Raw genomic sequence first — 16,267 nt, 5'->3', positions numbered from 1 at the left:
ATTGAGGTAATAAATTTGTGAAAGATTTATTTAATTTTTTAAAATCACAAAAAAAAATAGAAGAATTTGATTCAATAAAACTTTCTCTAGCTTCTTCTGATATGATAAAATCTTGGTCTTTTGGGGAAGTTAAAAAACCTGAAACAATTAATTACCGTACTTTTAAACCAGAAAGAGATGGTTTATTTTGTGCTCGTATTTTTGGCCCTATTAAAGATTATGAATGTTTATGTGGTAAATATAAACGGTTAAAACATAGGGGTGTTGTTTGTGAAAAATGTGGAGTTGAAGTTACACAAACTAAAGTTAGACGAGATAGAATGGGACATATTGAATTAGCATCTCCGATTGCTCATATATGGTTTTTAAAATCTTTACCTTCTAGAATAGGTTTATTACTTAATATGCCTTTAAGAGATATAGAAAAAGTATTATATTTTGAATCTTATGTTGTTATTAAAGAAGGTATGTCCTCATTAAAAAAAAAACAAATTTTATCTGAAGAACAATATTTAGATTTATTAGAAGAATTTGGAAATGAATTTGAAGCTAAAATCGGAGCTGAAGCTATACAATATTTATTAAAAAATATTAATTTGAAACAAGAATGTAAATTATTACGTCATGAATTATATAATACAAATTCAGAAACTAAAAGAAAAAAAATAGCTAAAAGAATTAAATTATTAGAATCTTTTATAATTTCAGGTAATAAACCAGAATGGATGATCATGAATGTATTACCTGTATTACCTCCTGATTTAAGACCTTTAGTTCCTTTAGATGGAGGTAGATTTGCAACATCAGATTTAAATGATCTGTATCGTCGTGTTATTAATCGTAATAACAGATTAAAACGTTTACTAGAATTATCTGCTCCTGATATTATTGTAAAAAATGAAAAAAGAATGTTACAAGAAGCTGTTGATGCATTATTAGATAATGGTAGAAGAGGTAAAGCTATTACAGGTTCTAATAAACGTCCTTTAAAATCATTAGCAGATATGATTAAAGGTAAACAAGGAAGATTTAGACAAAATTTATTAGGTAAAAGAGTTGATTATTCAGGAAGATCTGTTATAACAGTAGGTCCTTATTTACGTTTACACCAATGTGGTTTACCTAAAAAAATGGCATTAGAATTATTTAAACCATTTATATATGGTAAATTAGAAATTAAAGGTTTTGCTAATACGATTAAAGCTGCAAAAAAAATGGTAGAAAAAGAAGATCCGATAGTATGGGATATACTCGATGACGTAATTAAAGAACATCCTGTTTTGTTAAATAGAGCACCTACTCTACATAGATTAGGAATACAAGCTTTTGAACCTATTTTAATTGAAGGTAAAGCAATACAATTACATCCTTTAGTATGTGCAGCTTATAATGCTGATTTTGATGGTGATCAAATGGCTGTTCATATTCCCTTAACATTAGAAGCTCAATTAGAAGCAAGAATTTTAATGATGTCTACTAATAATATTTTATCGCCAGCAAATGGAGAACCTATTATTGTTCCATCACAAGATGTAGTATTAGGAATATATTATATGACTAAAGACAAAATTAATGCATATGGTGAAGGAATGATATTAACAGGACCAAAAGAAGTAGAACGTGCATATAATTCAGGACAAGTAGATTTACATTCTCGTGTTAAAGTTAAAATTAAAGAATATACAAAAAATTTATTAACCAATAAATGGATTAAAAATCATATTCTTGTTGATACTACAATTGGTAGAGCTATTTTTTGGAATCAAGTTCCTAAAGGTATACCATACCATATGATAAATAAAACCCTAGGGAAAAAAGATATTTCTAATATTCTTAATATATGTTATAGAATTTTAGGATTAAAAGATACAGTAATTTTTGCCGATCAAATTATGTATACTGGATTTAAATATGCTACTAAATCAGGTTCTTCTGTTGGTATCGATGATATAGTAATTCCGAAAAATAAAACTGAAATTATTAATGAAGCAAAACTAGAAGTTAATGAAATTCAAGAACAATTTCAATCTGGTCTTGTTACTTCTGGTGAAAGATATAATAAAGTTATTGATATTTGGGCTGCTGCAAATGAAAAAATTGCTAAGGCTATGATGAAAAACTTATCAGTAGAACAAATCATTGATAAAAAAGGTAATTTAATTAAACAAAGTTCTTTTAATAATATTTTTATGATGGCAGATTCTGGTGCTAGAGGTTCTGCTGCACAAATTAGACAATTAGCAGGTATGAGAGGTTTGATGGCAAAACCTGATGGATCTATTATTGAAACGCCAATTATTGCTAATTTTAGAGAGGGTTTAAATGTTTTACAATATTTTATATCTACTCATGGAGCTAGAAAAGGATTAGCAGATACTGCTTTAAAAACAGCTAACTCTGGATATTTAACAAGAAGGTTAGTAGATGTAGCACAAGATTTAGTTATAACAGAAAAAGATTGTCATACTTTAGGTGGAATAAGAATTTCTTCTATTATTACAGGAGGAGATATAAAAGAATCATTAAGAGTAAGGGTTTTAGGTAGAGTAACAGCAGAAGATGTGGTTAAAACAGATGGTAAAACAATTTTAATTAGTAATAATACATTATTAAATGAAAAACATTGTGATATTTTAGAAAAAAATTCAATTGATAATATTAAAGTAAGATCTGTTGTTAGTTGTGAAACTTCTTTTGGAGTATGCGCGTATTGTTATGGTCGTGATTTAGCTAGAGGACATATTATAAATAAAGGAGAAGCAATAGGTGTTATTGCGGCTCAATCTATAGGTGAGCCTGGAACGCAATTAACTATGAGAACATTCCATATTGGAGGAGCTGCATCAAGATCTGCTGCAGAATCTAGTATACAAGTAAAAGATAATGGTATTATTAAATTAATAAATACAAAATCAGTTATAAATACAACTAATAAATTAGTAGTAATTTCTAGAAATGCTGAATTAAAAGTAATTGATCACTTAAATAAAATTATAGAAAGTTATAAAATACCATATGGAGCAATCATAACTAAAAAGAATGGATCTCATATTATTGCTGGTGAAATAGTTTCATATTGGGATCCTCATAGTATGCCAATTATTACTGAAGTTAGTGGTAAAATAAAATTTATTAATATGTTAGAAGGCCAAACTATTATAAAACAAACTGATGATTTAACAGGATTAGTATCTATAGTTGTCTTGGATACTTCAGAAAGACCTTCATTAGGAAGAGATCTTAGACCTATGATTAAAATTTTAAATAAAAATAATGAAGATATAATTATACCTGGTACAGATATGCCGGCACATTATTTTTTACCTAATAAATCTATAATTCATTTACAAGATGGAAGTATAATTAACATTGGTGATGTGTTAGCAAAAGTTCCTCAAGAATCTGGAGGAACTAAAGATATTACCGGAGGACTTCCAAGAGTAGCAGATTTATTTGAAGCAAGAAAACCTAAAGATTCTGCTATTTTAGCAGAAATTAGTGGTGTTATTTCATTTGGTAAAGAAACAAAAGGAAAAAGAAGAATAATAATTACGCCGATGAATTCAGATATAGAACCATATGAAGAAATGATTCCTAAATGGAGACAATTAAATATTTTTGAAGGTGAAATAATTAACAAAGGAGATATTATTTCAGATGGTCCAGAATCTCCACATGATATTTTAAGATTAAGAGGTGTAAATGCTGTTACTAATTATATAATCAATGAAGTACAAGATGTTTATCGATTACAAGGAGTAAAAATTAATGATAAACATATAGAAGTAATTATACGGCAAATGTTACGGAAAGCTACTATAATCAAAATGGGAGATTCTAGTTTTTTAGAAGGGGAACAAGTAGAAGTTTCAAAAATTATTATGGAAAATAAAAAATTAAAAAATCAAGGGAAAAATATAGCATTATATAATCGTGATTTATTAGGTATTACTAAAGCATCTTTAGCAACTTCTTCTTTTATTTCAGCTGCTTCTTTTCAAGAAACTACAAGAGTTTTAACAGAATCATCTGTAGCAGGGAAAAATGATAAATTAAAAGGATTAAAAGAAAATGTAATTGTAGGTAGATTAATTCCTGCAGGAACTGGATATTCTTATCATACAAATCGTATCAATAAAAAGAATATTGATAAAAAAACAAACAATATTTCTTCAGCAGATTCTGCTGCTGCTAATTTAACTGAATTATTAAATGCTAATTAAAAATGATATATTTTAAAGAAATTTATTTCGACGTTTAAATTAACAAAAATATTACAAAAAGTTTGAATATATTTTTTTAAATATTATTAGAAAACTTAATTGATATTTTTAAGAAATGTATTTTTATCTAAAATATAACATAATTTTCTAAAATTAATAATATCATAAGTTTATTCATTACAAATTGTAATATTTAAAATTTTTTGATATTATTATTAACAATTATTTCATGAAATAAATATTTAATATTCTAAAATAAATAATTTTATGAATTATAAAAAAAATAGAAAATCTAAAATATGGTTAAAAAATAATTTTAAAGATTTTTATATAAAAAAAGTTCAAAAAAATATTAGTAAGTATAGATCAAGATCATGGTTTAAATTAGCAGAAATAGAAAAAATAGATAAAATTTTTAAAAAAGGTATGACTATAATTGATTTGGGATCTTCTCCAGGGGGATGGTCTAGTTTTGCTTCATTAAAAATTGGTAATAAAGGAAAAATTATTGCATGTGATATATTACCAATGAGTAATATTAAAAATGTTACTTTTTATCAAGGTAATATATGTAATTCTATTTTTTTTAATAAAATTATAAAAAAACTTAATAAAATAAAAGTACATATGATAATGTCAGATATGTCTCCTAATATTTCTGGTATAAAGGAAATAGATATACCTAGAATTAGTTATTTAAATGAACTAACTTTAAAATTATGTTATTCTCATCTAAAACATAATGGAATTTTTTTAGTCAAAACATTTCAAGGTCATGAACTAGTCCGATATTATAATAAGATTAACTCTATATTTAAAATAGTTAAAATTAGAAAACCTAATGCGTCAAGATCTAAATCAAGTGAAATTTATATTCTTGCAAAAGAATATAAAAATTAATATACAATATACTATAAAGTTACAAGGGGTTACTTTTTGAAAGATATGGCAAAAAATCTAATTTTCTGGTTAGCAATTACAGTCATATTTATATCTGTTTTCCAGAGTTTAAATCTAAACAAATTTAAGAAAAAAAATCAAATTTCATATTCAACATTTTTGTCTGAAGTTAAACAAAATAAAATAATTAAAACGAGTATAAATGGTAGGAAAATTCATGTTTTTAGAAAAAATAAGAGTGATTATATTACTTATTTACCCATGAATGATCCTAATTTACTAAAAGTACTATTTTTAAAAAAAATTAAGATATTAGGAGAACCTCTTCAAAAACCTAGCATATTATTATCTATTTTTATTGCATGGTTCCCAATGTTTTTATTAATTGGAATTTGGATTTTTTTTATTCGTCAATTACAAAATAGTAGTAAAGGAGCTTTGTCATTTGGTAAAAGTAAAGCACAAATTTTAACAGCAGATCAAATAAAAATAACATTTAATGATGTTGCCGGATGTGATGAAGCAAAAGAAGAAGTTAAAGAATTAGTAGATTATTTAAAAGAACCTAAAAAATTTCAAAAATTAGGAGGTAAAATTCCTAAAGGTATTTTAATGGTTGGTCCTCCAGGAACAGGTAAAACTTTATTGGCGAAAGCTATTGCAGGGGAATCAAAAGTACCATTTTTTATTATTTCAGGTTCTGATTTTGTAGAAATGTTTGTAGGGGTAGGTGCTTCAAGAGTAAGAGATATGTTTAATCAAGCTAAAAAACTAGCTCCATGTATTATTTTTATTGATGAAATAGATGCAGTAGGTAGACAAAGAGGTGCTGGTTTAGGAGGGGGACATGATGAAAGAGAGCAAACATTAAATCAAATGTTAGTAGAAATGGATGGTTTTAATAATAATGAAAGTATCATAGTAATTGCTGCAACTAATCGCCCTGATGTATTAGATCCAGCACTTTTAAGACCTGGACGTTTTGATCGCCAAGTTATAGTAGGTTTACCGGATATAAGAGGAAGAGAACAAATTTTAAAAATACATATTAAAAATGTACCTATTTCTAAAGAAGTAGATTTACAAATTTTAGCTAGAGGTACTCCAGGATTTTCAGGGGCTGATTTAGCTAATTTAATAAATGAATCAGCTTTATTAGCAGCTCGTCAAAATTATAATTTTGTTTCTATGTTAGAATTAGAACAAGCAAAAGATAAAATTATGATGGGGACAGAAAGACGTTCTTTAGTAATGACAGAAAAACAAAAAGAAGCAACTGCTTATCATGAAGCAGGACATGCAATTATAGGTAGATTAGTACCAGATCATGATCCAGTGCATAAAGTTACAATTATTCCTAGAGGAAGAGCATTAGGAGTTACATTTTTTTTACCTGAAATTGATATTATTAGTATCAGCCGTCAAAGATTAGAAAGTAAAATATCTACATTATACGGAGGAAGAATTGCTGAAGAAATAATTTATGGAGAAAAGTATGTATCAACAGGATCATCAAATGATATTAAAGTTGCAACTAATATTGCCCGAAATATGGTAACTCAATGGGGATTTTCTAAAAAATTAGGACCTTTACTTTATACAGAAGAAGAAGAAGAAATTTTTTTAGGAAGATCAGTTGCTAAAGCTAAACATATGTCTGATGATACAGCAAAAATTATTGATCAAGAAGTAAAATATTTAATAGAAGAAAATTATAATAGAGCATTTAAAATATTAAAAGATAATATTGATATTTTACATGCAATGAAAAATACACTTATAAAATATGAAACAATAGGTTCAATACAGATTGATGATTTAATGAATAGAAAAGAAGTTAGACCTCCAGAATATGATAAAAAAAAATAAAATTTAAAAAATAAATAATTTATGATATTTTATAAAAACAAGAAGATTTATAATATGAAATATCATAAATTTATTCAAGATGTTTTAAATATTATAAATAAATTCTTCATAAATGATAATTTTATTATTGAATTAAATATTTTTATAAAAAATATCAAAAATTAATTTAATTATCATAATTTAATTATTAATTTATTAAAATTAATTTCAATTATTTATTAATAAACTTTAAATTATAATTAAAATAAAAAATATTTAAAAAAATAATTATTAAAAATTAAAATAATTTTTATATTTTTAATAGTTTAAATCAATAACATTGATAAATATTATAAAAAAATATTTTTTATAATTTTAAAATAAATTAAAAGTTATTCTAGAATAGAATATGCAGAACAAAATTAATTTTAGTATCTTTTCTAAAATTTTTTAAAATAAAATAATGCTTAAATATTTTTAAAATTATTTCTAATAAATAAAATAATTTCTATTAATTTAATTACTGGAGAATAAATTACCAAATTTTGGTAATAATTAACTTTTCATTGTAATTATAATTACAGAAAAAATAAAAATAAAATTAATAGGTAATATCAATTTACAGAAAAAATTATTAAAACAAAATAAATCTTTTACAAAATAAAAAATTATATTGCAATTATTATTAATTTATATATAATTAAGACAATTAATATCTAAATTAAAAGCTATTTTGTAAACTTTTTTATGTATAAATTACTATTAGTTTTATTTATTTTTATTTCAATTATTTTAATTAGTATTATTATGTTTCAAAAAAATGATGATATAGATATCAGTACATCATCAAGTAATACAAAATCACCTTTTAATACGAATACTTCCAATAAAATATTAACTAGAAGCATTATTTTTCTTGCATCTTTATTTTTTATAATTAGCTTATTATTAAGTAATATTAATGTAAAAAAATATATAAGAAATGTTAAATTACATAATATAAAAAAATAAAATATAAATATAATTTTACCGAGGTGGTGAAATTGGTAAACACGCTACCTTGAGGTGGTAGTGCCCTATGATTTGGGTTTACGGGTTCAAATCCCGTCTTCGGTACCAAAATTATTATTGCATTATTTCGATTTTTAGCATATCATATCATTAAAGTAGACGCGGGGTGGAGCAGTTTGGTAGCTCGTCGGGCTCATAACCCGAAGGTCGTTGGTTCAAATCCAACTCCCGCAACCAAATACCACATTATATTTAATCCTAAATTATATTTTATAGATAATTAAATCTGTAATATCCAAAATACTTTTTTTTATATATATTTATAAATTATATAAAAGAGTATTAATAAATTAATTTTATTAAAATAATTATATTGATATTTAAATAATAAAATATTTATTTAAAAAATAAACATACTAATATTAATGTTTTAATATAATCTAGTTTTCTAATTTTAAGAATTAAATATTTAAGGATAACTAGGATGAATAAAGAAATGTTGGCTGTTATTGAAGCTGTTTCTAATGAAAAATCTTTACCTCGTGAAAAAATATTTGAAGCTATGGAAAGTGCTTTAGCTAGTGCTACAAAAAAAAAATATGAACAAGATATAGAAGTTTTAGTAAATATTGATCGTAAAAATGGTGATTTTAATACCTTTAGAAGATGGTTAATTGTAAAAAAAGTTCATTATCCTACAAAAGAAATTACATTAGATGCTGCACGTATTGAAGATAATACTCTTAATTTAGGGGATTATATTTATGATAAAATAAAATCTATTAACTTTAATCGAATAACAACACAAACTGCTAAACAAGTTATTGTACATAAAGTACGAGAAGCAGAAAAAGCTATTACCATTGCTCAATTTAAGAAACAAGAAGGAAAAATTTTAAGTGGTATTGTTAAAAAAGTAAATAGAGGACATTTAAATTTAGATTTAGGACATGGCGCTAATGCTGTAATTTTACGTTCTGATATGTTACCAAGAGAGAATTTTAGATTAGGAGATAGAATAAGGGGTTTATTATTTTATATAAAAGAAGATATTAAAGAAACACAATTATTTATAAGTAGATCAAAAATACAAATGTTAATTGAATTATTTCATATTGAAGTACCTGAAATAGGAGAAGGATTAATTGAAATTAAAGGAGTTGCACGAGATCCAGGATCTAGATCAAAAATTGCTGTTAAAACAAATGATAAACGAATTGATCCAGTAGGTGCTTGTGTAGGTATGAGAGGAGCTAGAGTACAAGCTATTTCTAATGAATTAAATGGAGAAAGGATTGATATTGTCTTGTGGCATGAAAATCCTGAAAAATTTGTTATTAATGCTATGTCACCTGCTGATATATCAGCAATTATTTTAAATAAAAAAAAACATATTATAGATATTGCTGTTGAAGAAAATAATTTAGCTCAAGCTATTGGGAGAAATGGTCAAAATATTCGTTTAGCTTCACAATTAAGTGGCTGGGAATTAAATGTTATGACTAAACATGATCTACATTTTAAACATAAAAAAGAAACAAATAATATGATAAATATGTTTGTAAAACATTTAAATATAAAATATGAATTATCTAAAAAAATTGTTGAAGATGGAAAAATATTTTCTTTTAAAGAATTAATATCAGTACCAGTTGAAAAGTTAAATAAAATAACTAATACTTTAAATATAAAAATTAATGATTTAAAAAAAATAAAAAAATTAGCAGCAAATATCTATAAAAATTTATCTATGAAAAAGATAAATAATATTAATAATAAATTTAAAAAAAAACTGTTAAAATTAAAAGGAATGAATAATGAATTATCTGAATCTTTAATAAATAAAGGAATTTTAACTATTGAAAAATTAGCAGAACAAAGTATTGAAGATTTATCCGATATAGATAATCTAAATAAAATAAGAGCCGGAAAAATAATTATGTCTGCACGTAATATTTGTTGGTTTAATAAAAAAAATGATAATTAATGAGTTTTGACAATAGAGGAGTAGACAGCATGATAGATGCTGTTATAACTATAAAATTATTAGCTAGTAAAATTCAAATTTCAGTAAAAAAAACAATTCAATATTTTTCTGATATAGGTATCACTAAATTAGAAAATGATATAGTGAATAAAGAAGAAAAGAAAAAATTTTTAATATATTTAAAAAATAAAAAAATAAAAAATTTTAAATTATTACATAATAAATTTAATATATTATTAAACAATAAGAAAAAATTTTTATCTAATGATAAAAAAAATTTATTAAAAAAAACATCATTAAAAATTAATAATTATTCTTTATCTAAAAAAAAAAAATTGAAGAAATTTAAAACATTTGTTAAAAATAGTGATCAAAAAATATATAATATAGATTATAAAAAAAATATAGAATTAAATAAAAAAAAAATTAATAAAAATAAAAAATATTATAAGAAAAAAATAAATAATAAAAATCAAAATAGTGATATTTTTAACAATAAAATATATAACAAAAAAAAATATAAACATAATAAAGAAAATAAGAAAAAAATTATTAATAATAAATACAAAAAAAATTTTTCTAAATTATATCAAAATTTTAATAAACCAGTTAAAAATATTAATCGTAATATCATTATTAATGATACTATTAGTATCACTGAACTATCTAATAAAATGGCTGTTAAAAGTTCAGAACTTATCAAAATAATTATTAATATGGGAGAAAAATTTACTAATATTAATCAACTTTTACATCAGGAAACAGCACAATTAATTGCAGAAGAAATGGGTCATAAAGTTACATTACGTTGCGAAAATGATATAGAAAAATCATTAATTAATAATGAAAATCAAGTTAATAAAAAATCTATTATAATAAGACCTCCAATAGTAACTGTTATGGGTCATGTAGATCATGGTAAGACTTCATTATTAGATTATATTTTTTCAAGTAATATAACTTCAAAAGAATCTGGAGGTATTACTCAATATATTAATGCATATCAAATAGAATTTAATAATAAAAATATTACATTTCTTGATACTCCAGGACATGAGTCTTTTACTTCAATGAGATTAAGAGGAGTCCAAGTTACAGATATAATAATATTAGTTATTGCAATTGATGATGGAGTTATGCCACAAACTATAGAAGTAATTAAACATGCTAAAAAAAATAAATTACCAATAATAGTTGCAATAAATAAAATTGATAAAAAAATTTCAAATTTTGAACAAATAAAAAATGAATTAAGTAGATATGATATTATTTCTGAAGAATGGGGAGGAGATAGTATTTTTGTAAAAATTTCTGCTAAAACAGGAGAAGGAATAAATAATTTATTAAATGCAATTTTATTACAAGCTGAAATATTAGAATTAAAAGCTATTAATAAAGGTAATGCAAAAGGAATTGTTATTGAATCTTATTTAGATAAAGGTAAAGGACCTATAGCTAGTGTTTTAATTAAAGAAGGAATGTTAAAAAAAGGTAATATAGCACTCTGTGGATATACTTATGGAAAAATTAAAGGGTTAATAAATTATAGAGATTTAAATATTTTACAAGCTGGACCATCTACTCCTATTAAAATAATAGGTTTATCTGAAATTCCACATGCTGGTGATAATTTAATAGTAGTAAATAATGAAAAACAAGCTAAAGAAATAGCAGCATATAGAAAAAATAAATATCGAGAAATGCAATTATTTAATAAACAAAAACAATTTAAAAAAGTGTTTTTAAATTTAAATAATACAAATATTTATGAAATAAATATTTTATTAAAAGCTGATGTACAAGGTTCTTTAGAAGCAATTACAACAACATTAATTAATTTATCTAATGATAAAATAAATATTAAAATTATTTATGCCGGTGTTGGAGATATTACTGAAACAGATATTTCAATGGCTATGGCTAATTCTGCAAAATATGTGATTATTATTGGTTTTAACGTTAAAGCAAGTAAAAATGTAAAAAATATAATAAAAATAGAAAATATAAAAATTAAATTTTTTATAATTATTTATGATTTAATTAATTATGTTAAAAAACACATACAAAAAATTTTAGTTCCTAAATACAAAGAATTAATTTTAGGACTTGCAGAAGTTAGAAGTATCTTTACTATTCCTAAAATTGGTGTAATAGCAGGATGTATAGTAACATATGGAATAATTAAACGTAATAATTTAATTAAATTATTTCGAAATAATAAAATTTTTTATAAAGGTATTATAGATTCTTTAAGAAGATTTAAAGAAAGTGTTAATGAAGTACGGAATGGTATAGAATGTGGTATTAGTATTAAAAATTTTAATGATATTCATATAGGAGATAAAATAGAAATTTTTGAAACAAATGAACTTAAAAAAAAATAATTGTTTAAAAATAATTTTTATATTAATCATAGTATTTTAAAATATAAGAAAAAGGAGTATTTTATTGTATCGAGATCTACGTATTTCATATGAATTAAAAAAACAAATAGCAAAAATATTACAAAATGATATTCATGATACAAGAATAAATAAATTTAGTAATATTACGGACATAGTAATATCAAAAGATTTTTCATATGCAAAAATTTTTATTATCCTATCATATAAAGAAGAAAAATCAAAAAATAAAAATAATTCACTTTTTTATTTAAATAAAACCACAGAATATATTAGATATGTTCTAAGAAAAAAAATAAATTTACGTAAAATACCAAAAATAAAATTTTTTTTAGATTCTTCTTTTAAAGAAGGTAAATATATTAGTGATATTTTAAATAATTTAAAAATTAAAAAAAAATAATTATAATTTAAATTATAATTTTTAAAAAATGTTAAAAATAAAAATAAAACAAGAAACACACGGTTTGTTATTACTTGATAAATCTGTAGGATTTACATCTAATCAAATTCTTCAAAATATTAAAAATATTTTTAATGTAAAAAAAGCGGGACATACAGGTACTTTAGACCCTTTAGCTAGTGGTCTATTACCTATATGTTTAGGAAAATGTACTAAATTTAGTCAATATTTAATAAATTCAAATAAAGTTTATTTAGTTACTGCTATTTTAGGTGAAAAAACGAATACTGCAGATAAATATGGTTTTCTTATTAAAAAAAAAAATGTTAATATATCCATCAAAGATCTTCTTAAAGTAATAAATTTATTTAAAGGGAAAATTAAACAAAGTCCTCCTATGTATTCTGCAATTAAATATAAAGGAATACCTCTTTATAAATATGCTAGATCAGGTATAATATTGCCTCATTTAAAAAAGAGAAAAATTATAGTTTATCAAATTAAATTATTAAAATTTTATGAAAATAAAATTAAATTAAAAATTAATTGTTCTAAAGGTACATATATTCGTAGTATTATTGATGAATTAGGAGATAAATTAAATTGTGGCGCTCATGTAATTAAATTACGTAGAACACAAATATCACATATTTCTATTTTACATAAAAATGTAATAACTATTGAACAATTACAAACATTAATTACAAATTATCGAAATAATCAACTAAATATTTTTTTAATTAAAAAGTTATTATTACCCATTGGTTACATTATAAATAATTTTCCTAAATTATATTTATCTAATTTTTTAATAAAAAAAATAATAAATGGTGAAAAAATAAAAATAACATCTATAATAGATACAAAAATATTCCGTATATTTGAAAAAATATTTCATAATTTTATAGGAGTTTGTCATATTAACAACAAAGGTTATATAATTAAATGTAAATTAGTAAATTTTATTGATTTATAAATAATTTAATGGAGTTAAGTTATGTATTTAAATACAGAAAAAAAAGCAAAAATTATAAAACAGTATGAAATTAGTCCTAAAGATAAAGGATCAACAAGAGTACAAATAGCTCTACTAACATTTAAAATTAATTATTTACATAAACATTTTACTATTCATAAAAAAGATTATCATAGTCGTCGAGGATTACTCTATATGATATCACAGCGTAGAAAATTATTAAATTATTTAAAAAGAAAAAAATTACATGATTATAATATATTAATTGAAAATTTAGGGTTAAGAAAATAAAAATATTTTAATATAATTTCTATTCGTTAGAGATTTTAAAATAAATTTATTTTTTTAATATAAAAAAATTTTTATTTAAAGGATATTTATTTTGTTAAACCCGATTATTCATAGATTTTGTTATGGTAATAATACTGTAACTATTGAAACAGGGATGATAGCTAGACAAGCAACATCTTCTGTAATGGTTAGTATTGATGATACAGCTGTTTTTGTAACTCTCGTAGTAAATAATGAAGTAAAATTAGAACAAAATTTTTTTCCTTTATCAGTACATTATCAAGAAAAATTATATGCTACTGGTCGTATTCCTGGAAATTTTTTTCGGAGAGAAGGACGTCCTAGTGAAAGTGAAATATTAACTTCTCGTTTAATCGATCGTCCTATAAGACCTTTATTTCAAAAAGGTTTTTTAAATGAAACTCAAATTATTGCAACTGTAATGTCTCTTAACCCTGAAATAAATCCAGATATTGTAGCTATTATTGGAGCTTCTACTGTTTTAAATTTATCCGGTATTCCTTGTAATGGACCCTTTGGAACTGCACGTGTTGGATATATTAATAATCAATATATACTAAATCCTAGTATAAAAGAAATGGAAAATAGTAAATTAGATTTAATTGTTACTAGTACTAAAAAAGCTATACTAATGGTAGAAGCCAAATCTAATTTATTAACTGAAGAACAAATTTTAGATGCAATAAAATATGGACATAATCAACAACAAATTTTAATTAATAATATTATTCAATTATCAGATAAAGTAAAACAAAAATCTCGTCAATGGATTTTATATCCTTTAAATGAGAAGCTTAAAGAAAAAGTAATTTGTTTATCATATAAAAAATTAATAAATGCATATAATATAAAAGAAAAACAAGAGAGAGTTCAAATAATTGATTCTATAAAATTAAAAACTCTTGAAGTAATTAAAGAAGAAAAAGAATATGAAAATCTTTCAATTTATTATTTAAATGAAATTTTTTATGAGTTAGGAAAAAAAATAGTACGTAAAAAGATTATAGAAAAAAATCTTAGAATTGATGGACGTGAACATGATATGATACGTAATTTAGATGTACGTATAGGTATTTTACCAAGAACTCATGGTTCTGCTTTATTTACAAGAGGAGAAACACAATCTTTAGTAACTGCTACATTAGGAACAACAAGAGATGCTCAATTATTAGATGATTTAATTAATAATAAAACAGATAATTTTTTATTTCATTATAATTTTCCTCCTTATTCTGTTGGTGAAACCGGAATAATTGGTTCTCCTAAAAGACGTGAAATTGGGCATGGTAATTTAGCTAAAAAATCTTTAATACCAGTAATGCCTAATTTAGATACTTTCCCATATACGATTCGTATCGTATCTGAAATTACAGAATCTAATGGTTCATCGTCTATGGCTTCAGTTTGTGGTGCATCTTTAGCAATGATGGATGCAGGTATTCCTATTAAAAATGCTGTAGCAGGTATAGCAATGGGATTAATTAAAGAAAATAATAATTTTATAGTCTTATCTGATATTTTAAGTGATGAAGATCATTTGGGTGATATGGATTTTAAAGTAGCAGGAACTAAAAATGGTATTACTGCATTACAAATGGATATGAAAATAGAAGGAATTACATTTAAAATAATAAAATTAGCTTTATTTCAAGCAAAATTAGCTAGATTACATGTTTTAAAAGTAATGAAACAAGCAATTTCTTTCCCTAGAAGAAATATTTCAGAATTTGCTCCAAGAATTCATACAATAAAAATTAATCCAGAAAAAATTAAAGATATGATAGGTAAAGGAGGATCTGTTATCAGAGCTTTAACTGAAGAAACTGATACAATTATTGAAATAGAAGATAATGGAATTGTAAAAATTGCAGCTAAAAATAATGAAAAAATTAGATTTGCAATTAGACGTATAAAAGAAATTACTGCAGATATTATCGTAGGACAAATATATAATGGTAAAGTTATACGTATTGTTGATTTTGGAGCTTTTATTTCTATAGGAAATGGTAAAGAAGGATTAGTACATATTTCTCAAATTACACATAAACATGTAAGTAAAGTAAGTGATTATTTACAATTATTACAAAATGTACTTGTTAAAGTAATGGAAATTGATAAACAAGGAAGAATAAGATTAAGTATAAAAGCTGCTATTGAAAAAAATTAATTTATCAAAATTTTTTTATAAAACATTATTTAAAAATA

General features: G+C 23.1%; 9 protein-coding genes, 2 tRNA genes and 1 pseudogene. All 12 read left to right on the top strand.

Going from position 1 to position 16,267, the window contains the following annotated elements; genetic code table 11:
* The first annotated feature begins 17 nt into the window (after positions 1-17).
* The 12 genes and pseudogenes from rpoC to pnp all read left to right on the top strand — a co-directional run bounded on the left by rpoC (position 18) and on the right by pnp (position 16,229).
* Complete coding sequence (rpoC, locus tag GJU01_RS01575) at positions 18-4,223, top strand: DNA-directed RNA polymerase subunit beta' (RefSeq protein ID WP_168868096.1); 4,206 nt, start codon at positions 18-20, stop codon at positions 4,221-4,223.
* A 267-nt stretch (positions 4,224-4,490) separates the two neighbouring features.
* On the top strand, positions 4,491-5,123 hold the full coding sequence (locus GJU01_RS01570) for an RlmE family RNA methyltransferase (RefSeq protein ID WP_168868095.1): 633 nt from the start codon (positions 4,491-4,493) through the stop codon (positions 5,121-5,123).
* A gap of 45 nt (positions 5,124-5,168) precedes the next feature.
* Positions 5,169-6,971: pseudogene (ftsH, locus tag GJU01_RS01565) on the top strand (ATP-dependent zinc metalloprotease FtsH); the annotation flags it as partial.
* A 747-nt stretch (positions 6,972-7,718) separates the two neighbouring features.
* Positions 7,719-7,982, top strand: coding sequence for a preprotein translocase subunit SecG (secG, locus tag GJU01_RS01560; protein ID WP_168868093.1), 264 nt, complete (start codon positions 7,719-7,721; stop codon positions 7,980-7,982).
* 17 nt (positions 7,983-7,999) lie between these two features.
* Positions 8,000-8,090 (top strand) — tRNA-Leu (locus GJU01_RS01555).
* Positions 8,091-8,142: 52 nt separating this feature from the next.
* Positions 8,143-8,219, top strand: a tRNA-Met gene (locus GJU01_RS01550).
* Positions 8,220-8,466: 247 nt separating this feature from the next.
* Positions 8,467-9,969, top strand: coding sequence for a transcription termination factor NusA (gene nusA / locus GJU01_RS01545; protein ID WP_168868092.1), 1,503 nt, complete (start codon positions 8,467-8,469; stop codon positions 9,967-9,969).
* Positions 9,969-12,353 (top strand): translation initiation factor IF-2, encoded by a 2,385-nt coding sequence (gene infB / locus GJU01_RS01540; protein ID WP_246208929.1) that lies wholly within the window; start codon positions 9,969-9,971, stop codon positions 12,351-12,353. Before nusA ends, infB begins: the two co-directional genes overlap by 1 nt.
* 64 nt (positions 12,354-12,417) lie before the next feature.
* Positions 12,418-12,774, top strand: coding sequence for a 30S ribosome-binding factor RbfA (gene rbfA / locus GJU01_RS01535; RefSeq protein WP_168868091.1), 357 nt, complete (start codon positions 12,418-12,420; stop codon positions 12,772-12,774).
* A 28-nt stretch (positions 12,775-12,802) separates the two neighbouring features.
* A complete protein-coding gene (truB, locus tag GJU01_RS01530; RefSeq protein WP_168868090.1) occupies positions 12,803-13,750 on the top strand; it encodes a tRNA pseudouridine(55) synthase TruB in 948 nt (315 codons plus the stop codon).
* Between the two features lie 21 nt (positions 13,751-13,771).
* Entirely contained in the window at positions 13,772-14,041 is a 270-nt protein-coding gene (gene rpsO / locus GJU01_RS01525; protein WP_168868089.1) for a 30S ribosomal protein S15, read from the top strand.
* Between the two features lie 91 nt (positions 14,042-14,132).
* Complete coding sequence (pnp, locus tag GJU01_RS01520) at positions 14,133-16,229, top strand: polyribonucleotide nucleotidyltransferase (protein ID WP_168868088.1); 2,097 nt, start codon at positions 14,133-14,135, stop codon at positions 16,227-16,229.
* Positions 16,230-16,267: the final 38 nt, after the last annotated feature.

The sequence above is a fragment of the Enterobacteriaceae endosymbiont of Donacia vulgaris genome (assembly GCF_012568445.1).
Taxonomy (GTDB): domain Bacteria; phylum Pseudomonadota; class Gammaproteobacteria; order Enterobacterales; family Enterobacteriaceae.
The sequence above is the reverse complement of the archived record's forward strand: the minus strand, read 5'-3'. Positions and strand labels throughout refer to the sequence as shown.